Here is a 22459-nt window from a genome sequence, read left to right as displayed (position 1 = left end):
GGTCAAAAAATTATACGGGCATCCACCTGAGGAAGAAATACAGCACCGGCGCGGTGAAGCATAAGCTATCAATCAAATCCAATGCCCCACCTATACCGGGTAATGTGTTCCCCGAGTCCTTAACGCCGATGCTCCGCTTCAATACCGATTCTGCTAGATCACCAACGACGGCTAACAGGGAGAGAACAAAGCTCAGGCCTATCACCCAGCCCCAGCCACCGAGTATCTCCAACTGATCCGGCATCATTGCGTAAAGTCCGCAGCCTGCTAGTTGGGAAAAAAACAATGCTCCTCCAAATCCCTGCCAAGTTTTACCGGGGCTGATGTGAGGGATCATCTTGTGTTTCCCGATCAATGATCCGGTGATGTATGCCCCCATGTCGGTGAACTTGGTGACGGCGATCAACCACAGCAATAACCAAGCACCCGGCACCCCGCCTCCATTCGGAGCTGGCAGGACTAACAGGCGGCTCAAAAAGCTGAAGAGAACGGCGACATAGACAAATCCTAGTGTCGTCACTGCGACTTCAATCACCGTATTTTTTCCATCGATGGGTCGGCGAAGCTGGCAGAGGAAACCGCCCATGACGACCAAACTGACAAAGGCCACATCCATGGCCATCAGGGAATCGAGTACTCCGGCGCCTTCGCGTCCGATCCTAACAGCCACGATGACCAAGTAGGCAAAACCGGTCAGCATTCCCCACTTTGGCTGAGATGGCATCCCTCCCTTGCATGTCATCTGGAAGAATTCGCGCACACTGAACAATCCCAAAAGAGCAAGGATGGCAGTGAAGGCCCAGATGTTGTCGCTGAGGAACACCCCGGTGACCACAGCCCATAATAAGAGGGTGCTAAACAGTCTGGCTCCAAATACCTGGGCTTTGGATTTCTTGGGTTCGGGTGGAGAACTCATGGGCACAGGCATCCAAGCGGGTTCGTCCAATACTGGCAATGAGATTTGCGACAACTTTTCGAGGGTGCTCATTTTTTTTGCAACCAACTCTACATCGCTGGGTTTCAGTAGGCACAACTCCCCAGTATCGGACTACAAGCCAACTGGATGAGGAGTTCAACAAACTAAACAGAAAACAAACCACTTATGAAAATGAACAAAACCATCATCGCTGCAGCATCTGCAGCCCTCGCCCTCAGCGTGACCGCTTATGCTGAGAAGCCAGAAAAGAAAGCTCGTGACGGCAAAGGCCCTAGCCCTGAGCAGCGCGAAGCCATGAAGAAAAAAATGCTCGAGCGTTTCGATGCTGACAAAGACGGTAAACTCAGCGACGAAGAGAAGAAAACCGCTCGTGAAACCATCGGCAAAGAGCGCAAAGAAATCCACGCTGCTGTGCTTGCTAAGTTCGATGCCGACAAAGACGGCAAACTCAGCGAAGAAGAGCGCAAAGGTGTTCGCGAGTGGGTTAAGGAAAACTACCCTAACGCCATCCACATGCGCCCCAGCGGTGAAAGAGGTAAAGACGGTGGCAAACGCGGCGGCAAAAAGAAAAAGGACGCCGCTGATGCTTAATTGCTAACGCACAGGTCAATCAAACAAACGGAAGGGCTCCCCGCTCTTCCGTTTTTTTATGCCCGCATCTCCCATCAAGCATCTTATTCCGACGGCGGATTGACATGAATCCAGTGTGGCGTCACTTGTTTCTCAATAATCACACTACGTTTCGAACGCCCCTCTTCAGGAAACCGGATACGCAAGATCATGGGTTCGGTTTTGGATGCCTGTGATTGCCCCGCTCGACTTGCATCGATCGCGTTTTCTATTTTCGACATCTCCGCACTGTCTCTCCCGACATAGCCAAATGCGTGTTCTCCTGAATCCCGCGTAGTCAGTCGATAGCACTGGTATTTGCTTTCGTCTCTAAACTCGTATGCGTAGAAACTATCCCTGCTGACAAAAACCCGCATATCCTTCGGCTCAGTAACCCGCTGCTCCAAGAACTTTGCCCAATCGATCGGCTGATAACACACATCAGATTCCCACTCCACTTGGTAGCTCCCGTCCTCAAGATGCTCAACAAGCAGAGCACGCTTCTCGCCATTTTTGAGTGATATTGTGGTTAGTACAAAAGAACGTCCATCGAGGGCCAAGGCCCTCATGCTATCGAGTTGTTCGAAGGCTTCCGGTTTTAAATCGTGAGTTTCGTAATAATGTTCCATCAGAGGTTTCACTCTGTCGGCATGACGTGATACAGCAAGTTTCGCAGCAATGCTCTCAGCGGCGAGGTATTGCCTCACGGTATTTTTCATCCGTTGCATGTTATCTCTAGCTTCCTGATCCTCTTTGGCACGGCTTTCAGCCAGCTCCTCTTTTTTGACCACAGCACTGGCCATTTCATCCTGGCCATCGCGTAAGGCTATCAATGCCCAGACAGCCAACCCGACGAGAAACAGCCCACCAAGAATGATCCAGCCCACAGGAGCAGACTTAGTCGGTTTCCGTCCCCATTCCTCTTCCTGAACAGCACCCACTCCAGTATTCGATGAAGGCGATGAGTGGTCCAGCAAGGAGGATAAATCTGGCTCGTTGCTCTTCTTGCCCCTCAAACTTGCAGATCGCTTGAAGTCAGGCATCTTGCCTTGCGCATCATCCTTTGAGACATCCGTCGTCTCCGACTCCGCAGACAACCGAGTGGCATCATCCTCTGAAACAACCTTGAGCTCTGAACTCTTTTTTTCTTTCGAACGTCTTTTATCCATACGTTAAAGTGGTAAATAGCCTAATTGCAGGATCGACGCAACCACTGACCCTGCATATTGTTAGCCCCGTGAGCGGAAACAAGGCGGATATCCTTATTCTTACGGCGGGCTTCGGCGATGGCCATAATAGCGCTGCCCGAAATCTCTCTCTCGCCCTTGAACCGCATTGCCCCGTTCTTTGTTGCGATCCCTGCGCTGAAGGTGCCCCTTTTATCAATGAGCGCTTACGCAGTTTTTACCGTGGTGTCACCACCCATGCTCCATGGCTATGGCGGCGGATTTACCTGTCCACTGAGCGTCAGGACTTTTCCAAGGAACGACTGCCGATGATGCGTAAGCCGGAAAACAGACTGCACGAACTCATCAAAGAGCATCAGCCGAAAGCCATCGTCAGCACCTATCCACTCTACCCTTATTTCCTGGAGCGAATATTTCAGACCGATACTCCAAAAGTTCCTGTCATCACGGTGGTCACCGATTCCATTGAAATCAACGCAGCATGGCGAAAGGCTCCCACTGACTACTGGCTGGTCACGGACCGCCAAACACGCGAGTCACTCATTCGCCAAGGACTTCCGGAAACAAAATTAATCGAAACCGGATTCCCTGTGAATCCCCACTTCGCAGACCTTGAACCGATCCGCGCTGACGACAGCCTGACACCTTTCCGGGTTCTTTATTTCCCCACTGCAAAAAAACCTTTCGTCCGGCGAGCATCGCGAGAGATTCTCGATGCTGGCCCTGAGAATATCGAACTCACCATTGTGTTAGGTCGGAACCTTCGCAAGTTATACAGTCGGGCCAAAGAAATCAAAGACTCCTACCCTGGCCGCGTTCGCATCCTCGGCTGGACTAAGCGGGTGCCGGAATTGTTGACCTCGCATCACCTCGTAGTGGGTAAAGCCGGGGGCGCCACCGTTCACGAATCTCTTGCGGCCGCTTGCCCGATGTTAATCCACCACTTGGTCCCCGGCCAGGAAGAGGGCAATCTCAATCTCCTACGTCATCTCAACGGCGGTCACCTGGCCGATACGCCTGGAGCGCTCTCCGCCCATCTGCGTGAAATGCTCTCCGATCACGCCACTGGCTGGCGTTCGATGAAACGAAACCTCGCCCGTCACGCCCGCCCTGGGGCTGCTCATACTGCGGCTAATTTCATTCTGAAGCAGTGCGGTGAGCAGACCTAACAATAACACTTTAACACACCCCATGGATATTCTTTTTGATATTGGTAACGTCATCATCGGCGTTGATTTTCTCCCTTCATTACGCAGCCTGCTGCCGATTGGCCTAAGCGAGGCCGACTCTAACCAGAGGCTCGATAGAATGATCGAACGCAAGGACGAGTTTGAAGCTGGGCGCATTGATGAGGACAGTTATTTTTCCTGGTGTGCCGAGACCATTGGCTTTACCGGCAGCCGAGAAGAATTCCTCCGCGCTTGGGTGAGCATCTTCGATCCTAACATGCCAATGTGGGACACCATCCATCGTCTTCACGAAGAGGGCCATCGGTTGATTTTATTTTCTAACATCAACAACCCACACAAAGATTTCCTTATGGAAAAATACCCGATCTTTTCCAAATTTGAGGGCGGCGTTTTTTCTTTTGAAACTGGACACATCAAACCAGAACCGGAAATCTATCAGCTTGCAATCGACCAGTGGAATCTTGATCCAGCAAACACGATCTACATCGACGACTTGGCAGCGAACATAGCTGCCGGCGAAAAAGCCGGACTCCGCTGCCACATGTATTCAATGGACAGTCACGATCAGTTTTCAACCTGGCTGACCCAGCAAATTTCATAGCTCCATGTGACATTAATTTATCAGTTTGATCATTGGTTTTTATCGCTGCGCGATTAATAAAAGATCATGCCTGAGGAGAGGATCATGGATATTGAGGCGCTCGTAGCCGCCATTGCCGATTTTGATGCCGAGAGGTTCATCAAAGCCGCGGAAGATCTGCACTATGCGGACCTTGCCAATGTCTTTGAGGATCTCGACGATCAAGGCCGTGCTTTCTTCACCGAGAACATCGAGGTTGACCGATTTCCCAAGATTCTCGCCGAGCTGCCCGATACTCTGATCGAGGAAACTCTGGAACGATTCAAGATCCCCGCCCAGCGTGAGATCTTAGGGCAGCTTCTTGATGACGATCGCGCTGACATCCTCCAAGACGTCAGCTCCAAGGCCCGCCAACGCTACCTTGCTCTGCTCCGTCCGGAGGACATGGAAGCGACGCGCAGCCTGATGCGCTACGAGGAGGATACGGCTGGTGGACGGATGACCACACAAGTCGCCCGCATCACTCAGAACATGACGGTCAAGGCAGCACTCGACACGCTGCGCGAAGACCAAGATTCCGCCGAATCTTTAGCTCGCATTTATGTTGTTGATGACCGTGGCCATTTGCTGGGAAAAGTCCGTCTTCGAGATCTGGCCTTCAGCACTTGGGACACGCCGGTGGCGGATATCATGCAGGAGGTAGACATCACCATTCTGGCCACTGCGGATCAGGAGGAAGCCGCTCAGATGTTCTCCAAATACGACATGACCCTACTTCCGGTGGTCAACGAGTATGAATACCTGTTAGGTGTTATTACCCACGATGACGTTCTTGAGATTTTAGAAGAGGAATCGACCGAAGATATCGAAAAAATGTCCGGTATCGCGGGTGAACAATCTGAGGAAACCTACCTCAACACCTCTTTGGCCACTCACTTTAAGCGCCGTTTCCCATGGCTGCTGATTTTGGCAATGCTCGCGATTTCCTCTGGTTACGTCATGCTCCGCTTTGAAAATGTGCTCAGCAGCATCTACCTGCTGGCATTGTATCTTCCCATGGTGGTTGCGGCCGGAGGAAATACTGGTGGGCAAGCCGCCGCCATGGTCATCCGCGCGATGTCACTGGGTGAACTCGAAGCTGGAACGACTAAAAAAGTCCTGCTCAAGGAGGTGTTCCTCGGTGGCATGTTAGGTTCAGTGATGGGGCTCTGCATTGCACTCATCACGATGTTCATCCTGCCGTGGTTTCATCCTCAACTGCCAGAGTCGGTCACGATCGGTATGTTTACTCTCGCAGTATCGCTGGCTCTGGCACTGCAAATCACCAGCTCGACTTTGTCCGGTGCACTACTGCCCATTGGCGCACGTGCGATCAAGCTGGACCCCGCCGTGGTGGCCGCTCCCGCCATCACCACGCTGGTGGACATTTCAGGCATGCTGATCTACTTCACAGCTGCTCGCGCGATTCTTAACATCGCGTAAAAAAAGCGCCTCCGCACACGGCGAAGACGCTTTGAGATTTGAGTATCTACTAGCTCGCTTAAAGCATACCGACGAGAGTCTTGCCCATGTCCGATGGAGTTTCGGAAACGGCGATGCCGCACTCGGCGAGGATCTTTTTCTTAGCCTCGGCAGTGTCTTCTTCACCACCGACGATCGCACCGGCGTGACCCATGCGGCGGCCTGGAGGCGCTGTGGCACCGGCGATGAATCCGGCGATTGGCTTCTTGCAGTTGTCCTTGGCCCAACGTGCGGCCTCAGCTTCGGCATTACCGCCGATTTCACCGATCATGATGATGGCTTCAGTTTCGTCGTCGTCGTTGAACATTTTCAGCACATCGAGGTGGGATGTTCCGTTGATAGGATCTCCACCGATGCCCACACAAGTGCTCTGACCGTAGCCGAGCTCGGTGAGCTGATAGACGGCTTCGTAGGTGAGCGTTCCGGAACGGGAAACCACACCGACGTTTCCGCGCTTGTGAATGTATCCAGGTGCGATGCCGATACGGCAGCCACCGTGCGATTTCTCACCGCGACCAGGAGTCACGATGCCTGGGCAGTTAGGTCCGATCAGACGGGTCTTGCTGCCTTTCATCATTTCCTTCACGCGCATCATATCGGCTACAGGAATACCTTCGGTGATGCAAACGACGAGATCGAGCTCTGCGTCGACAGCTTCGAGAATGGCATCGGCAGCGAATGGAGGCGGCACAAAAATGGCGGAAACGGTGGCTCCGGTTTCACCGGCAGCTTCGGAAACGGTGTCGAAGACTGGAGTCTTCTCGCCGAAGGTTTGACCTCCTTTTCCGGGAGTGACACCGGCGACGATTTGCGTTCCGTAATCGAGGCTCAGTTGGGCATGTTTGCCGCCGAAACCTCCAGTGATGCCTTGGACGAGCACCTTGGTGTTTTCATCTACTAAAATGGACATAATAAATTCGTGATTAGTGATTGGTAATGGTTGATTAGCCTTTGACAGCTGCCACTGCTTTTTCGGCGGCATCGTTGAGGCTGACGGCGGTGATTACATCGAGATCGGAGTTGGCAATCAGCTCGCGTCCTTTGTCGACATTGGTGCCTTCGAGACGAACGATGAGCGGAATGTTGAGGTCGGTTTCCTTCGCTGCGGCAAGGATGCCCTCAGCGATGATGTCACACTGCATGATACCTCCAAAGATGTTCACGAGTATGCCTTTGACATTCGCGTCACCGAGGATGATTTTAAATGCAGCGGAGACCTGTTCTTTGGTGGCGCCACCTCCGACGTCGAGGAAGTTGGCTGGTGAGCCGCCGCAGTGCTGGATGATGTCCATGGTCGCCATGGCAAGACCTGCGCCGTTGACAAGACAGGCGATGTCGCCGTCGAGTCCGATGTAGTTGAGATCAAACTTGGATGCTTCCACTTCGCGAGGGTCTTCCTCATCGGTGTCGCGGTAAGCAACGATCTCAGGGTGGCGGTAGAGTGCGTTGTCATCGAAGCCGAACTTGGCATCGAGTGCGAGCACCTGACCGTCTGGAGTGACCACGAGCGGGTTGATTTCCACCATTGAGCAGTCGCTCTTCAGGAACAGATTATAGAGATTGGAAATAAGTTTGCCAAATTGCTTGGCCTGATCGCCGGAAAGCTCGAGAGCCTTGGCGAGCTTGCGGACTTCGTAACCTTGAAGGCCGGCAAGCGGATGAATGAACTGACGGACGATTTTCTCAGGTGTGCTCTCGGCAACTTCCTCAATGTCCATACCACCTTCGGTGCTGGCTACGATGACTGGACGGCAGGTTTCGCGGTCCATCAGGATGGCGAGGTAAAGTTCGCGCTCGATGTCGACTGCTTCACCGATCATCACTTTGCTCACGAGCTTACCCTCTTCACCGGTCTGCTTGGTCACCAAAGTTTGTCCGATCATTTTCTCGGCGAACTCAGCTGCCTGGTCGGCGCTTTCCAGCAAGTGGACCCCACCTTGGAAACCGTTTTTAAAGGTTCCCTTACCTCGGCCACCGGCATGCACCTGTGCTTTGATAACTAGATTGCTACCACCGATGGCCAGGGCCGCGGCTTTAGCTTCTTCAGCTGTTGAGGCGACCTGTCCATTGGGACTGGCGACACCATATTTTTCAAACAACTCCTTCGCCTGATACTCGTGGATATTCATGGGAAATGAGCGCCATGGGGCGCGGACGCCGGGAAGCTAGGTACGAGGCCACCTAGGGTCAAGGTGAATCCTCCTAGTCACGGCTCATTTGGCCGCATTTAAACAGTTTGCGGGTCAAATAGCACAGCACTGGCTGCTATAGCGAAAAACTAAACTCCGAGCTCATTCCCACGCATGGTGGTCAATAGCACTCGATTATTTCCGCTCCCCACTTGCATTTTTTCCATGAAATCAGCCACGTTTCCGGACTCCTTCAGGGTTACATCATAGCGCAACTCAGTCATCATCCCCGCTTGAGCGGACTCAACACTCCTCAACTCGGCATCCTCCGCGAACACGGCGAAGATGGGTGCGAATACTTCATCGTAGTTAATATCATTGGTCACCCTGACACGCAGGCTGTGGCTGACTCGGCGCGGTGCAAAGAAGTCTCCCTTCGCCATGGCGTAGATGGCAATACCCACAATACACAGAGCCACCACGGCCAACCAGAGACGACCGAGCGGTAACGCGCCCACCGACAGACCTGTGGCCATCGATACAAAAATAAAGGCCAGGTCTCGTGCCTGGGTCAAATTCCGCCTGAAACGAATAATCGAGAACGCCGCAAACATACCAAATGCGATCTGCCCGCCTCCCTCGCCACGGACAATCAGGATGATGATAGTCACCACCGTGCCAATGATGACCAAGGTGTGAACATAATCTTGCGAGTAATTTTTGCCTCGATAAGTGTTTTTATAAAGCGCCGCCACCAGAAGGTTTAGAATCAGGCTTACCGCCACTGCCACGATGATCTCCACAGCGCTGGGTGAATTGGCTGTGCTGGTGAATAGCGAATCAATGAATGATAGCATAGAGTGATGTGTGTGTTGAAAAATTTCGTTTTCTAGCAGGGAAAGAGAACGTTGCCGTCCGGGGATTGTCGAGTTAGAAGTCCCAGATTCCCCGATCGGTCAGCGGGTACGTGTCACGGATCCATATTTGTCGACCAACTCTTTTTGAGGGAGATCGTGATATTCTGGCAAGTCATCTTTGGAAAACGGCACTGAATTTGGCCCGTAAAGCGCTTCTCGAACCGCTGGATCATGCCGCTCTAGTGCAGTGCAGAATTTACTGAAGCTCTGGCGAACCAAATGTTTCTCCCCAACGAGTTGGCGCAACCAAGTGGGCACCACCGAATTCGTTTTCACCTCCATGATGCACTGGTCTTTATTTAGTAAGTAGTGCTCAAACCGATCGTCATCCGCCTGGAGTTCTTGTTTTTCAAAGCGGCAGGCGATTCCGGTGTCGAAGGTTATTCTCAGGTCCGGCGCATCTTCCCCTCCGACAAATGCCTGTCGGTCATACCTCATGGTGCAGAGAAATTTAAAATCTCTCTGCTCTACGAGATTGATGATTTCCTCCACCACCATGCGCTCGTAACGAGACAGATCGCCTCCGTCTTCGAGCATTTTTGCGGTCCCGCCCTCAACCAGTTCCAGAGCATCCTCCATGGGCAATCGCAGGCGACGTTTGACCCCTCGACCGTCACACTTGTGTTTCACCTCAATGAATGTCGTGGGCGGAATGTCGCTATCACTGGAACCGTAGACTCGAATCCGTAATTTCCGTCTACTCTTTTGACCTCGTTGTTTTTCCCAATAGCAATCACGGTGGTCATTATCGTAGTATTGACTAATGATCGGGTATTGGGAGCTTCCTCCAGCCTCTTCATCGTAACCTGCATGTTTCGACACTACCTCAATCACCTCATCCCTCATCGTCAAAGGAATGAGGAACTTGAATTCAGTTCGGTCTACTCGAGGTAATATCATAGATGCAGAGGTATCGAATAATGGGTTTTGCGTATGGTCGGTGATCTACGGTTGACGGGTAATAGTGACGATAGCGTCACAGTTAAGCTTTTTTGCGTGCAAAAACAATGCTTAGAATCACCGATTGGCCTTTTTTTAGTCTAAGCACCAAATTACAGATTCAGAACTCCAATTCCCCACAATCCCTTAATAAAAGGTGAATTCATCCCTACTGGCCACTGTTTCGGGCAAAACTAAACACTCTTTCCGCTAAAAAGTGTCGCCATCTTCAATTCAGAAATTAGCAGACAATCCTCTTGTTGCATGACGCTCACTGACCACATTATCCAACCATGAAGATTCCCAGTAAGCTCATTACATCCTCACTCTCACTCGGAGCGCTAGCCTTACTCAATTCGGCTATCGTAGCGAAGGAGACCCCAGCCTCAAGTGACAGCGCTGTTTCACCACGCAAGTGGGCGCAGGACAGCAGCGACATCAAGTCTGACCCGAGCGTCGTCTACGGCACACTCCCCAACGGTATGCGCTATTTGCTAATGCCGAATAAACAGCCACCCGGACGAGTCAGCATGCGCCTGCACATTGCCGCAGGTTCGTTGATGGAGCGAGAAGATCAACGTGGCGTCGCCCACTTTCTTGAACACATGGTTTTTAACGGGTCAAAGAACTTTCCTGACGCCAGCCAGCTGATCCCTAAGATGCAACGCCTCGGTATCGCTTTCGGAGCTCATGCCAACGCCTACACCTCGTTCAACGAAACGGTCTACATGCTGGACCTACCTAACAACAAAGAAGACACCCTCAAGCTTGGCTTCGATGTGATGCGCGATTTTGGCGATGGCGCATTCCTTCGCGACGAAGAAATCGACAAAGAACGCGGCGTCATCCTATCGGAGAAAACCTCACGGGACTCTGTGCAGATGCGCCTCATGGAGAAGCAGTTCAACAGCCTCCTTCCCGACGCTCTTCTTGGAAAACGCTTCCCGATTGGCACTGAGGAAATCATCAAGTCCGCCCCTCGCAAGGCCTTCACCGATTTCTATTCCCAGTATTATGTGCCTAACAGAATGACGTTTGTCTACACAGGTGACTTCGATGCCAAAGCCGCGGAGAAACGGATCATCGAAACCTTCGGCAGCATGAAAAACCCTGACGTGCTGGGCAAAGATCCCGATCTCGGAAAGATCCCCTCCGGTGAAGGCTTCAAAACCCTTGTCCTCGCCGACAAAGAAGTGGCATCCACTGACCTGACCTTGGTGGCGATGAAACCATACGAGAAAAAGCCTGACACCAAAGCTACTCGTGCCGAAAAACTTCCTATCTCCATGGCCAACTCTATCATTGGTCGACGCTTTTCTATTCTAGCGAAAAAAGAAAACGCTCCTATTTCCAACGGTGAAGCATACCGCCAAGACCTGTTTGATTTTACCGATTTGGGAGGTGTCTCAGTCGTTGCCAACAACCATAACTGGAAAGCCGCCCTCCCTGTCCTTGAACAGGAACTGCGTCGTGCACTCCTTCACGGCTTCACCGAAAGTGAATTGAATGAAGTGAAGGCCAACCTGATCAATGCTTATCAATTAGCTGTCAAATCCGCTCCAAGCCGGAAAACAAACGATCTGGCATCCTCGCTCGCCAAACACATTCACCAAGACGCCGTGTTCTCCACACCGGAGGACGATCTCGCAATTCTTCGTGAAAACTTGGACAAAGTAACCGTCGAGAGCTGCCACCAAGCTCTGAAAGATTTCTGGGCCACCGATGACATTACCTTGGTGCTCACCACCACCAAGGCCGATGCCGACGATGAAGCGACTCTGGCCAAACTTTACCAAGAGAGCAAAAAAACCGAAGTCTCGGCCCCTGAAAAAATGGACGATGCCAGCTTTGCTTATACCGATTTCGGACAAGCCGGCACCATCGAGAAACAAGTTCACGTTAAGGAGCACGATTTCACCCAAATCACATTCCACAACGGCTGCCACTGCAATATCAAGAAGACCGACTTTGAAAAAAACAGCATCGATGTCTCAGCACGTGTTGGCGCAGGCACATTGACCATGCCCAAAAGCAAACCTGGCTTGGATATGTTTGCCTCTTCCACATTCACTGCCGGTGGACTCGGCAAACACAGCACCGATGACCTTCGTAGAATACTCGCCGGTAGAAATGCCGGTGTCCGCTTCAGCGCAGGCGATGATGCATTTACCCTCTCCGGAGGAACCACTCCTGAGGATCTTGAACTTCAGTTGCAGATGATCTGCGCCTACCTGACCGATCCAGGCTTCCGCCCCGAAGCTGCCCGCCTTTTCAAAGCTCAGCTTCCGGCTATCTACTCAAAGCTACAACACAGCACCTCCGGACCGCAAACCAAACTCAATGCCTACCTCCGGGGCAACGATCCTCGCTTTGTTTTCCCCACTCAAGAACAAGCATCCGCCTTCACGACAGATGATGTCAAAGAATGGCTCATGCCCGCCTTTAAGAACGGCTATCTCGAGATTTCTCTGATCGGTGATCTCGATCCTGAGAAAGTCATTCCTATTCTAGCTCGTACCATCGGAGCCCTGCCGAAACGTTCTGTTAGCAAACCGAGCTATGAAGCGGAAAGAGCTCTCCCCAGCCTCCCCACTCCTCCACAAGTGAAACGCTACACCTTTGAAAGTCGCGTAGCACCAGGCACAGCCATGGTAGTTTGGAAAGGCCCGGGACTCAACAACGACTCCATTAAGACGGTTCGTCGCCTAGGGATCATTAGCTCCATCCTCTCTAACCGCATGCGCGAAGAAATCCGGGAGAAACTCGGGGAAGCATACAGCCCTTACGCCGGTTTCCAACCAAGTGACGTCTTCAACGACCTCGGATACATGCTCGCAGTTAGCCCAGGTAAAGCCGAACAAGCAGAACGCGTGGGTAAGATCATCGTAGAAATCGGCGACAAGCTAGCCACGGGTAACATCACCGAGGACGAACTAAAACGCGCATTGGAACCCAAGCTAAGTGAACTGAAAACAAGTCTACGCAAGAACGGCTATTGGCTGGGAACGGTCATGCAACAGTCCCAGGAACAACCATACCGCCTCGATTGGGCTAGTGAACGAGACGAGGACTACAAGTCCATCACCGCTGCTGAGCTGAACGCACTCGCCAAACAGTATCTCGGAGCTAAAAATGCGATCCGCATTGAGATCGTTCCCGTTACCGAGCCTACACCAGAGGCGCCGTAACTGACTTCCCATTCCTTCATAACCCACGGCTTGATCTCAGGCCGTGGGTTTTTTAGTCATTAGAGCTCAGCGCTAGCCCCCAAATTATTTTTTTCTGCGTAGCGATAGATTTCGGCCGCACAAACCAAGTCCTGTGCGGCATTTCCCACAGACTTGAAAACCGTTGGTTTGATCCGCGGTCCGAGACTGGCACGATCCAATATCACCTCACCTATCTCAGCCGGATAATAATCATCACCAATCAATCCGGCGTTGCGCATCAGACAAATCTCTCCTGCTTCTTTCAAACAGGCGTCCCTCTGATCGACAATCACATTGGATCTCAACAAAGTTTCGGCGGACACCTCGGTGCGACTTGCCCCAAGTGAGCCAATTGCATTGATATGCACCGTGTCGGAAACCTCGTCGTTGGCAAAAACTGCCACAGGGCTGGTAGTCGCCGTGGTGATCACGTCACATTCTTTAAGCACGGAGCGGTCAGGATTGGCGATCAATTGGCAGTTTCCGGCCAAGTCTCTGTTCTCCTCACAAAACCGTTCCGCATTCACTGCAGTTCGAGAGAAAACATACATGGTTGAAAAGTCCCGCGCGCAGAGCATTGCCTCTAACTGATGCCTCGCCTGTCCCCCACTTCCGAACAGTGCCCCAGTCTTACTTTCCTCAGGAGCTAGTAGCTTCGTCGCAATACCCGAGGCAGCTCCGGTTCTCAACGAGGTCAGATAACCAGCTTCTATAATAGCCAGCGGCATGCCCGTTTCCGAACTGTTGATCACAATAATCCCGGGAGTCACGGGCAATCCTTTGTCGAGGTTTCCGGCAAAAACCGAAACCACCTTCACGCAGAAAATCCCCGCTCCATCCGAATAAGCTGGTTTGTAGAGCACCGTGCCACCGTCATTGACCAGAGCAGTCCGCAGCGGGCTCTCGACATTTCCCTGGGACAAATCCGCATATGCTTCCTGCATTAACTCAATTGTCCGAGGCATACTCAAACATCGCTCCACAAGTCCTTGATCAATCAACCTGACGTTCATGCCGATGGGTCTAACTCCATCACATGTTAAAGCAATCTCACAATCAAGCTATCACCGGACTGAGGCATGAGAGCACAAAAAAGCCCGGCTTCATCGGTTACGATGAAGCCGGGCATAGACCTGGCAACGACCTACTCTCACAGGGCCTATCGCCCCACTACCATCGGCGCAACAGCGTTTCACTTCCGGGTTCGGGATGGGACCGGGTGGTTCCACCGTGCTATGGTCACCAGACCGCCGGAGGCGGGGTCATCGGCATGATTGACATGCCTCCGGACGTCTGGTCACTTGAGCTTGGCGCTTTAGGTTAGAGTGTTCGTTTTCGGGTCTTGGGAAAGAGCTGGTTGATCGGTCTGATCCGACGGATCGGTCCGATCAGTCAGATCTGATAAACGCACGCCGCATTGGCGTTTTCAGCGTTTGTTCGCTGACATCCGTAGAGTGATATTTCTTGATTTGAATGGTTAAAACAATGTGTTGTCCGCACTTTGCCTTGTCTTATTGTCCTTGGTTTACTCGTTTTCATATGGCTTTTACCATACCAAACTCGGTTTGTTTCGAATGTTTTGAATCTTCCTCATTCGATTCCATTGGATGAAAAAGAATTTCGAAGAAATCAAGCCAGACAGACGATTAGTACTGGTGAGCTGCATACATTGCTGCACTTCCACCCCCAGCCTATCAACGTGGTGGTCTTCCACGGTCTTTCAGGGAAAATTAATCTTGAGAACTGCTTGGCGCTTAGATGCTTTCAGCGCTTATCAGGACCGTACTTAGCTACCCGGCAATGCCCTTGACAGAACAACCGGAACACCAGAGGTACGTCAAACCCGGTCCTCTCGTACTAGGGTTTGAACCTCTCAATTTTCCTGCGCCCACAGAGGATAGAGGACCGAACTGTCTCGCGACGTTCTGAACCCAGCTCGCGTGCCGCTTTAATGGGCGAACAGCCCAACCCTTGGGACCTGCTCCAGCCCCAGGATGCGACGAGCCGACATCGAGGTGCCAAACCGCGCCGTCGATATGAACTCTTGGGCGCGATCAGCCTGTTATCCCTAAGGTACCTTTTATCCGTTGAGCGACGGCAATTCCACTTTCTACCGCCGGATCACTATGGCCTACTTTCGTATCTGCTCGACTTGTGGGTCTCACAGTTAGGCTGGTTTGTGCCATTACACTCGACACACGGTTGCAGACCGTGCTGAACCAACCTTCGCGCTCCTCCGTTACTCTTTGGGAGGATACCGCCCCAGTAAAACTGACCGGCTGCCACGGTCCCCCGGCCGGATGACGGCTCGGGGTTAGATTATCCAATGTCAAAGGGTGGTATCTCACTGGCGACTCCACGCACCCCTAAAGATGCGTTTCAAAGTCTCCCACTTATGCTGAGCATTAAAATCGAATAAACAGTAACAGCTTACAGTTAAGGTCTATAGGGTCTTTCCGTCCTTCTGCGGGTAGCCGGCATCTTCACCGGCACTACAATTTCACTGAGCTCCTGGTCGAGACAGTGGTCAACTCGTTGCACGATTCGTGCAGGTCGGAACTTACCCGACAAGGAATTTCGCTACCTTAGGACCGTTATAGTTACGGCCGACATTCACCAGGACTTGGACTCGAAGCTTCGGAAAAAAATCCTAACATCTCATCGTAATCTTTTGGCATTGGTCACGTGTCACATCGTATACTTCGACTTGCGTCTTTGCACAATGCTGTGTTTTTGCTAAACAGTCGGTTGACCCATTTCACTGCGGCCCCCCGAAGGGGGCACTCCTTATCCCGAAGTTACGGAGCTATTTTGCCGAGTTCCTTGACCAGGTTTCACTCTTGCGCCTTGGTATACTCTACCCACCCACCTGTGTCGGTTTACGGTACGGGCTGCTTTTAGTCGTGGTGGCTTTTCTTGGCCCTCCTTCATGCAATGCGCTTCGGCACAAGGCCTCCGCTCGGAATTCAATAACCTGGTTGCAATCCAGAAAGCGTCCCCATCCACTTTGCAGGTGCCGGAATATTAACCGGCTTACCATCCCCTACGCCTGTCGGCCTCGGGTTAGGTCCCGACTAACCCCGGGACGAAAAACGTTGCCCGGGAAACCTTGGGTTTACGGCGGCCGGGGATTTCACCCGGCTTATCGTTACTAATGTCTACATACTCTCTTCCCGGCAGTCCACGGTCGGTCACCCTTCCGCTTCAATCCAGCCGGGAATGCTCCTCTACCACGCCGTGCTCCCGCAGGAACACGACATCCAGAGCTTCGGTATCATGCTTATCGCCAATCATTTTCGGCGCAGGGTCTCTCGATGAGTAAGCTATTACGCATTTTTTAAATGGTGGCTGCTTCTAAGCCAACATCCTCACTGTCTAAGAAACCCCACCTCCTTTCCACTTAGCATGATTTTGGCACCTTAGCTGCTGATCTGGGCTGTTTCCCTTTCGACAATGAAGCTTATCCCCCACTGTCTCACTGCTGCGCTCCATTGAATGGTATTCGGAGTTTGATAGGGGTTGGTAGGCGGGTATGCCCCCTAGCCCTTTCAGTGCTCTACCCCCACTCATCAGCACGCAACGCTGCACCTAAATGCATTTCGAGGAGAACCAGCTATCACGGGGCTTGAATAGCCTTTCACTCCGACCCACAGCTCATCCGAGCGTTTTTCAACACACATCGGTTCGGTCCTCCACGTCGTTTTACCGACGCTTCAACCTGGCCATGGGTAGGTCGCCTCCGCTTCGGGTCTAGCGCCTGCAACTTGTGTCGCCCTGTTCGGACTCGCTTTCGCTACGCCTGCGTCCCAGAAGGACTTAAGCTTGCCACAGACACTAACTCGTAGACTCATTAAGCAAAAGGCACGCAATCACAAGGACAAGTCCTTGCTCTTACACCTTGTAGGCACATGGTTTCAGGTTCTGTTTCACTCCCCTCACAGGGGTACTTTTCACCTTTCCCTCACGGTACTGGTTCACTATCGGTCGCTAGTTAGTATTTAGCCTTACGCAGTGGTCTGCGCAGATTCACACGGGGTTTCACGTGTCCCGTGCTACTCAGGAACTCCCTAGGGCCTTCGAGGATTTCGGTTACGGGGATGTCACCCTCTATGTCGTCTCTTTCCAAAGACTTCACCTATCCTCTCGGGTCCCACAGCGGGGTCCTACAACCCCGGGGAATAAATCCCCCGGTTTGGGCTCTTCCGTTTTCGCTCGCCACTACTCACGGAATCGATTTCTCTTTCTTTTCCTCCGGTTACTGAGATGTTTCACTTCACCGGGTCTCGCGTATGCTTCCTTATTTTATTCGGGAAGCAACGATACCATATTAATGGCATCAGGTTACCCCATTCGGAAATCAGCGGGTCAAAGCCTGTTTGCGGCTCACCGCTGCTTATCGCAGCTTATCACGTCCTTCATCGCCTTCTAGCACCAAGGCATCCACTATGTGCCCTTTAAAGCTTGATCTCTTATTCGAAATTCAGCTTCTGTCATCACCGACCTAAATCGGTGGTAACGAAATTTATTGCCATAAATTTTTGGTTCTTTCTCTCTTCACGTCTCGCGACGTTCAGATCGTTAGTTTTTGTTTGTTTCATACTCGCTCCATTGCTGGAACGGTATAAGTTTGGTTGGTTTCGAGTATTTCCAAGGACTGCAAGACTAAAGCTCATGTGGAACAATTGTATTGTTTTATATTGAACCGTCATCATCACTCGCGCGATTCAGACAGCCATTACAGAACAGGAAATATCAATTGCTTCAGACTTTCACCATATAGGATCATATAGATCACCACAGGGTGAGGCTCGCCCGAAACAATTTCTCTACAGATGTCAAAGAACCGCTTGCGTTTCTTTTTACAGTGCCTTTTGCGTTACAACCTTCTGCCATTCAAAATCAAATGGTGGGCCAGGCAAGACTTGAACTTGCGACCCCACGCTTATCAAGCGTGTGCTCTAACCAACTGAGCTACAGGCCCTTTTAGTTTTTGATGGTGGAGGTAACCGGATTCGAACCGATGACATCCTGCTTGCAAAGCAGGCGCTCTACCAACTGAGCTATACCCCCTTGTTACAGAGGGCGGTTGTCTTTGAAGAGTCGTCCCACCTCGCGGTTTGACGGTTGAAAGATTGAATTGCGCGCTGCGACCATGTCTTAACACACGGTGCGCCATAATAATTAATAAGTCGTGACGAATTTTCATTCTGTCACTTAGACACCCTGCCGAGCAAGCTCGGGTTAGGCGTCGACCTTTCGCAGGGACGGTGAGACCGTTTGCGAATTACTCCATAGAAAGGAGATGATCCAGCCGCAGGTTCCCCTACGGCTACCTTGTTACGACTTCATCCCAGTTACCAACTACACCTTAGGACCTTGCTTCAATAAAGTTAGCGCAGATACTTCGGGTGCGATCGGCTTCCATGATGTGACGGGCGGTGTGTACAAGACCCGGGAACGTATTCACGGCACCGTAGCTGATGTGCCATTACTAGCGATTCCAACTTCATGGAGGCGAGTTGCAGCCTCCAATCCGAACTGGGCCCAGTTTTGCAGATTTCCTCCACCTCACGGTATCGGTTCTCATTGTGCTGGGCATTGTAGTACGTGTGCAGCCCTAGGCGTAAGGGCCATACTGACCTGACGTCATCCCCACCTTCCTCCCGGTTGACCCGGGCGGTCTGAATAGAGTCCCCACCATTACGTGCTGGCAACTATTCACAGGGGTTGCGCTCGTTGCTGGACTTAACCAAACATCTCACGACACGAGCTGACGACGGCCATGCAGCACCTGTGTAAGGTCCCCGAAGGGTCACACGCTTTCACGTGCTTAGCAATACATGTCAAGCCTAGGTAAGGTTCTTCGCGTTGCATCGAATTAAGCCACATACTCCACCGCTTGTGCGGGTCCCCGTCAATTTCTTTGAGTTTTAGTCTTGCGACCGTACTCCCCAGGCGGCGCGCTTAACGCGTTAGCTCCGGCACGGAAGGGGTCGAGTCCTCCCACACCAAGCGCGCACCGTTTACTGCCGGGACTACAGGGGTATCTAATCCCTTTCGCTACCCCGGCCTTCGTACCTCAGCGTCAGTAAATGTCCAGCAGGCTGCCTTCGCCATTGGTCTTCCTCTTGATATCCACGCATTTCACTGCTACACCAAGAATTCCACCTGCCCCTCCATTACTCCAGTCTGGCAGTATCGGATGCAGTTCCGGAGTTGAGCTCCGGGATTTCACACCTGACTTACCAAACCGCCTACGTACTCTTTACGCCCAGTGATTCCGAATAACGCTCGGGACCTTCGTATTACCGCGGCTGCTGGCACGAAGTTAGCCGTCCCTTCCTCTTGTGATACTATCAAACATGTTTAGCTCTTAACCTAACATGCCTTACTCTCACATGACAGGAGTTTACGACCCTAGGGCCTTCATCCTCCACGCGGCGTTGCACCATCAGACTTTCGTCCATTGTGAATGATTCTCGACTGCTGCCACCCGTAGGTGTCTGGACCGTGTCTCAGTTCCAGTGTTGCTGATCATCCTCTCAGACCAGCTACCCGTCGTTGCCTTGGTGAGCCGTTACCTCACCAACAAGCTGATAGGCCGCGAGCCAATCTCAAAGCGACACCCGAAGGCATCTTTGATCCGAAGACCACATGCGGTATTAATCTTCCTTTCGGAAGGCTATCCCCCGCTTTGAGGCATGTTGCTCACGTGTTACTAACCCGTCCGCCACTAAAATACTCATTAGCAAGCTATTGAGTATCTTCGTTCGACTTGCATGTCTTATCCACGCCGCCAGCGTTCATTCTGAGCCAGAATCAAACTCTCCGTATAAATGCCATCCGAAGATGGTCTTTTAAACAGTTATAGGCTTTGTATTCATTTTCCTGTATTCCTAAAAACACAGGCGTAGTTTACGTTTACCAAATTGACAGTAGTAAAAACCAAAAGCCGAAGCCCTTGAGATTCCTACATATCTGCGCACCGTTTCTCAACAGGCGCAGCGCACAATTCAATCTTTCCTCTTCCATCCTGACCACACCGTCCGGACAACGCTCCAATACAGCCGTGGTGGCCATACCTTCATCACCTTGTCCGCCTTGCAGGCAGGACCGCACTGTAAAAGATCCGTCGGAAGGCACCTTGCGGTGCTCCCGTCGCGGAGATAAAAAAACCGACCGTGGACCGACTGTTTCCAGCTTGCTGTCCCCGATCGACTGAGTGTCTCTCGCGTGCCCTCCGTTGGAGCGGCGGGCGGAACCTACTCGAAATTCATTTCAGGTCAACACCTTTCGACACTAATTTTCCATCTTTTTCACCACTCCTCCGCAACCCCCTTATTTTCAAGGTTCGCGCATCCGGAGTTTTTGCGGGACACAGGCTCAGTGAACCGCCGGAGGAGACTCATCCTCCTCCCCGGGTGCGGAAACGGGCCTGCGGATGCGGTCAACCATGTGCTGGATGTGCTCCGGCGGCACAGGCGTGAACACTCTAACAACAAGGGCTGTTGCAAAGTTCACGAGCATTCCGACGAAGCCGATGCCTTCTGGAGAAATTCCCAAGAACCATTGATCCGGGGTTCCGCCGAGGAACTGGAAGTAAACGATGTATCCCATCGTGAAAAGAATGCCGCAGACCATGCCTGCGATGGCGCCTTCTTTGTTCATCTTCTTATAGAAGATTCCTAACAACAAGGTGGGGAAGAATGAGGAAGCCGCCAAGCCGAAGGCAAACGCAACGGTTTTTGCAATAAAGGCCGATGGAGGATTGATACCGAAGTAGGTAGCTACACCGAGGGCGACGAATGAAGCTATCCGAGCATAGTTCACTTCCTCCTTATCACTGAGATCTGGCTTGATGATGTTTTTCATCAGGTCATGGGAGATCGATGTGGAGAGCACGAGGAGCAGGCCTGCAGCTGTGGATAAAGCGGCGGCGATGCAGCCCGCCATCAGCAGGGCGATCACCCATTTCGGCAGACCTGCCATGGATGGGTTTGCCATCACCATGATATCAGTTCCGAAATAGAGCTCGTTCGGATTTGTTAGATCGGGTTTCAGGGCTAGCAAACGCTCGCCATGCTTGCCGGTTTTCAAAGACTCATCTGCATCTGCGGGTGGGTATTTGGGTTTCCCATTATCGCTGACGAAGACGTTGTTGTTTTTCTTTTCGGAGGTCGATGCCGCCGCACCGTGGATATTAATGATGCCGTCGCCGTTTTTGTCCACCCATGCCATTTGGCCGGTGGTCTCGTATTCCGCGAGCCAGGATGGAGCTTCGCTGTATGCAGTGTTATTGAGTTTCTCGATCAAATTGACACGCGAGAAGGCGCCAATCGTAGGAGCTGTTAGGTAAATAACGGCGATGAAAGCAAGAGTCCAACAGGCTGACTTACGGACGGCCTTGACATCCTTGACGGTGAAAAACCTAACAATTACGTGAGGCAGACCAGCGGTGCCGCACATGAGGGCGGCGGTGATACAGAACATATCAATCTTGGAAAGCGAGCCGTCAGTGTATTTCGAGAAGCCTATGGAGGTATTGATATTGTTCAGCTTTTCCAAGAATGGAACCGGTGGCGCAGTTCCTTGGGTGTATTCACCGATCAAGCCAAGCTGGGGTATGAAGTTGTTCGTGAGAATAATGGCGATGAATACCGCGGGGATCGTGTAGGCAAATGCCATCACACAATATTGGGCCACCTGCGTGTAGGTGATGCCTTTCATCCCCCCGAGTCCGGCGTAGAAGAACACGATGGAGGCACCAATGATCACTCCGAGAGGAATACCGATGCCGAAGAGCTGGGAAAACACCACGCCGACACCACGCATCTGCCCCATAATATAGGTCATGCAGATAAAGATGGCGCAGAGCACGGCCACGAAGCGTGCGGTCTTCGAATAAAAGCGGTCACCGATGAAGTCTGGCACGGTGGATTTTCCAAACTTACGAAGAAACGGAACCATCAGCACGGTTAGAAGCACGAAGCCACCGGTCCACCCCATGAGAAAGCGGGAACCATCATAGCCTGATGAGGCCACCACCCCGGCCATCGAGATAAAAGTGGCCGCAGACATCCAATCCGCGGCAGTAGCCATGCCGTTAGCCAGAGGCGAGACTCCCCCACCCGCTGTATAATACTCTTTTGTGGAGGCAGCCCGTGATTTGAAAGCGATGCCGATGTAGAGGGCAAACGAAAGGCCGATGAAAATGAAGTTCCAGGTATCTTGAGACATAGTG

Annotated in this window: 13 protein-coding genes, 2 tRNA genes and 3 rRNA genes; 5 read left to right on the top strand and 13 right to left on the bottom strand. The window is 52.0% G+C overall.

Features of this window, described 5'->3' with window-relative positions; all coding sequences use genetic code 11:
* Positions 1-10: 10 nt before the first annotated feature.
* The gene (locus ACSPJT_RS18805) at positions 11-988 is read right to left on the bottom strand and encodes a phosphatidate cytidylyltransferase (protein ID WP_435894101.1); all 978 of its coding nucleotides are present in this window, start codon (positions 986-988) and stop codon (positions 11-13) included.
* Between the two features lie 114 nt (positions 989-1102).
* Between ACSPJT_RS18805 and ACSPJT_RS18800 the strand changes: the two genes are divergently transcribed.
* Complete coding sequence (locus ACSPJT_RS18800) at positions 1103-1528, top strand: EF-hand domain-containing protein (RefSeq protein ID WP_435894100.1); 426 nt, start codon at positions 1103-1105, stop codon at positions 1526-1528.
* An 83-nt stretch (positions 1529-1611) separates the two neighbouring features.
* Here the strand turns inward: ACSPJT_RS18800 and ACSPJT_RS18795 are convergent, their stop codons facing one another.
* Positions 1612-2715, bottom strand: coding sequence for a hypothetical protein (locus ACSPJT_RS18795; RefSeq protein WP_435894099.1), 1104 nt, complete (start codon positions 2713-2715; stop codon positions 1612-1614).
* Between the two features lie 68 nt (positions 2716-2783).
* On the opposite strand from ACSPJT_RS18795, the gene ACSPJT_RS18790 reads away from it, so the two are divergent.
* The 3 genes from ACSPJT_RS18790 to mgtE all read left to right on the top strand — a co-directional run bounded on the left by ACSPJT_RS18790 (position 2784) and on the right by mgtE (position 5985).
* Positions 2784-3902: an MGDG synthase family glycosyltransferase gene (locus ACSPJT_RS18790; protein WP_435894098.1), complete on the top strand. Its 1119-nt coding sequence runs from the start codon at positions 2784-2786 to the stop codon at positions 3900-3902.
* A gap of 22 nt (positions 3903-3924) precedes the next feature.
* Positions 3925-4524, top strand: coding sequence for an HAD family hydrolase (locus ACSPJT_RS18785; protein ID WP_435894097.1), 600 nt, complete (start codon positions 3925-3927; stop codon positions 4522-4524).
* A 66-nt stretch (positions 4525-4590) separates the two neighbouring features.
* Positions 4591-5985, top strand: a complete 1395-nt coding sequence (gene mgtE, locus ACSPJT_RS18780; protein ID WP_435894096.1) for a magnesium transporter — start codon at positions 4591-4593, stop codon at positions 5983-5985.
* 58 nt (positions 5986-6043) lie between these two features.
* On the opposite strand, the gene sucD is transcribed toward mgtE, so the two are convergent.
* The 4 genes from sucD to ACSPJT_RS18760 all read right to left on the bottom strand — a co-directional run bounded on the left by sucD (position 6044) and on the right by ACSPJT_RS18760 (position 9970).
* Positions 6044-6934 carry a succinate--CoA ligase subunit alpha gene (sucD, locus tag ACSPJT_RS18775; RefSeq protein ID WP_435894095.1) on the bottom strand — a complete coding sequence of 297 codons (891 nt, stop codon included), beginning with the start codon at positions 6932-6934 and terminating at the stop codon, positions 6044-6046.
* A 34-nt stretch (positions 6935-6968) separates the two neighbouring features.
* Positions 6969-8153: an ADP-forming succinate--CoA ligase subunit beta gene (gene sucC / locus ACSPJT_RS18770; protein ID WP_435894094.1), complete on the bottom strand. Its 1185-nt coding sequence runs from the start codon at positions 8151-8153 to the stop codon at positions 6969-6971.
* A 149-nt stretch (positions 8154-8302) separates the two neighbouring features.
* The gene (locus tag ACSPJT_RS18765) at positions 8303-9010 is read right to left on the bottom strand and encodes a DUF4956 domain-containing protein (protein WP_435894093.1); all 708 of its coding nucleotides are present in this window, start codon (positions 9008-9010) and stop codon (positions 8303-8305) included.
* 99 nt (positions 9011-9109) lie between these two features.
* Entirely contained in the window at positions 9110-9970 is an 861-nt protein-coding gene (locus tag ACSPJT_RS18760; protein ID WP_435894092.1) for a VTC domain-containing protein, read from the bottom strand.
* A gap of 332 nt (positions 9971-10302) precedes the next feature.
* Here ACSPJT_RS18760 and ACSPJT_RS18755 point away from each other — a divergent pair, with 332 nt between their 5' ends.
* On the top strand, positions 10303-13197 hold the full coding sequence (locus ACSPJT_RS18755) for a M16 family metallopeptidase (protein ID WP_435894091.1): 2895 nt from the start codon (positions 10303-10305) through the stop codon (positions 13195-13197).
* Positions 13198-13256: 59 nt separating this feature from the next.
* Here the strand turns inward: ACSPJT_RS18755 and ACSPJT_RS18750 are convergent, their stop codons facing one another.
* The 7 genes from ACSPJT_RS18750 to ACSPJT_RS18720 all read right to left on the bottom strand — a co-directional run bounded on the left by ACSPJT_RS18750 (position 13257) and on the right by ACSPJT_RS18720 (position 22455).
* Positions 13257-14231: an ornithine cyclodeaminase family protein gene (locus tag ACSPJT_RS18750; RefSeq protein WP_435894090.1), complete on the bottom strand. Its 975-nt coding sequence runs from the start codon at positions 14229-14231 to the stop codon at positions 13257-13259.
* Positions 14232-14349: 118 nt separating this feature from the next.
* A 5S ribosomal RNA gene (gene rrf / locus ACSPJT_RS18745) occupies positions 14350-14465 on the bottom strand.
* Between the two features lie 378 nt (positions 14466-14843).
* Positions 14844-17685, bottom strand: a 23S ribosomal RNA gene (locus tag ACSPJT_RS18740).
* 437 nt (positions 17686-18122) lie between these two features.
* Positions 18123-18199, bottom strand: a tRNA-Ile gene (locus ACSPJT_RS18735).
* Positions 18200-18212: 13 nt separating this feature from the next.
* A tRNA-Ala gene (locus ACSPJT_RS18730) sits at positions 18213-18288 on the bottom strand.
* Between the two features lie 225 nt (positions 18289-18513).
* A 16S ribosomal RNA gene (locus ACSPJT_RS18725) occupies positions 18514-20053 on the bottom strand.
* Together the 16S, 23S and 5S rRNA genes with 2 tRNA genes alongside form the textbook arrangement of a ribosomal RNA operon.
* A 548-nt stretch (positions 20054-20601) precedes the next feature.
* Positions 20602-22455 (bottom strand): sodium:solute symporter family protein, encoded by a 1854-nt coding sequence (locus tag ACSPJT_RS18720; protein WP_435894089.1) that lies wholly within the window; start codon positions 22453-22455, stop codon positions 20602-20604.
* Positions 22456-22459: the final 4 nt, after the last annotated feature.

Origin of the sequence: Oceaniferula spumae, assembly GCF_042849255.1 — a bacterium.
GTDB classification, from domain to species: Bacteria; Verrucomicrobiota; Verrucomicrobiia; order Verrucomicrobiales; family Akkermansiaceae; genus Oceaniferula; species Oceaniferula spumae.
Note: the sequence above shows the minus strand (reverse complement) of the source record. Positions and strands in the feature narration are given on the sequence as shown.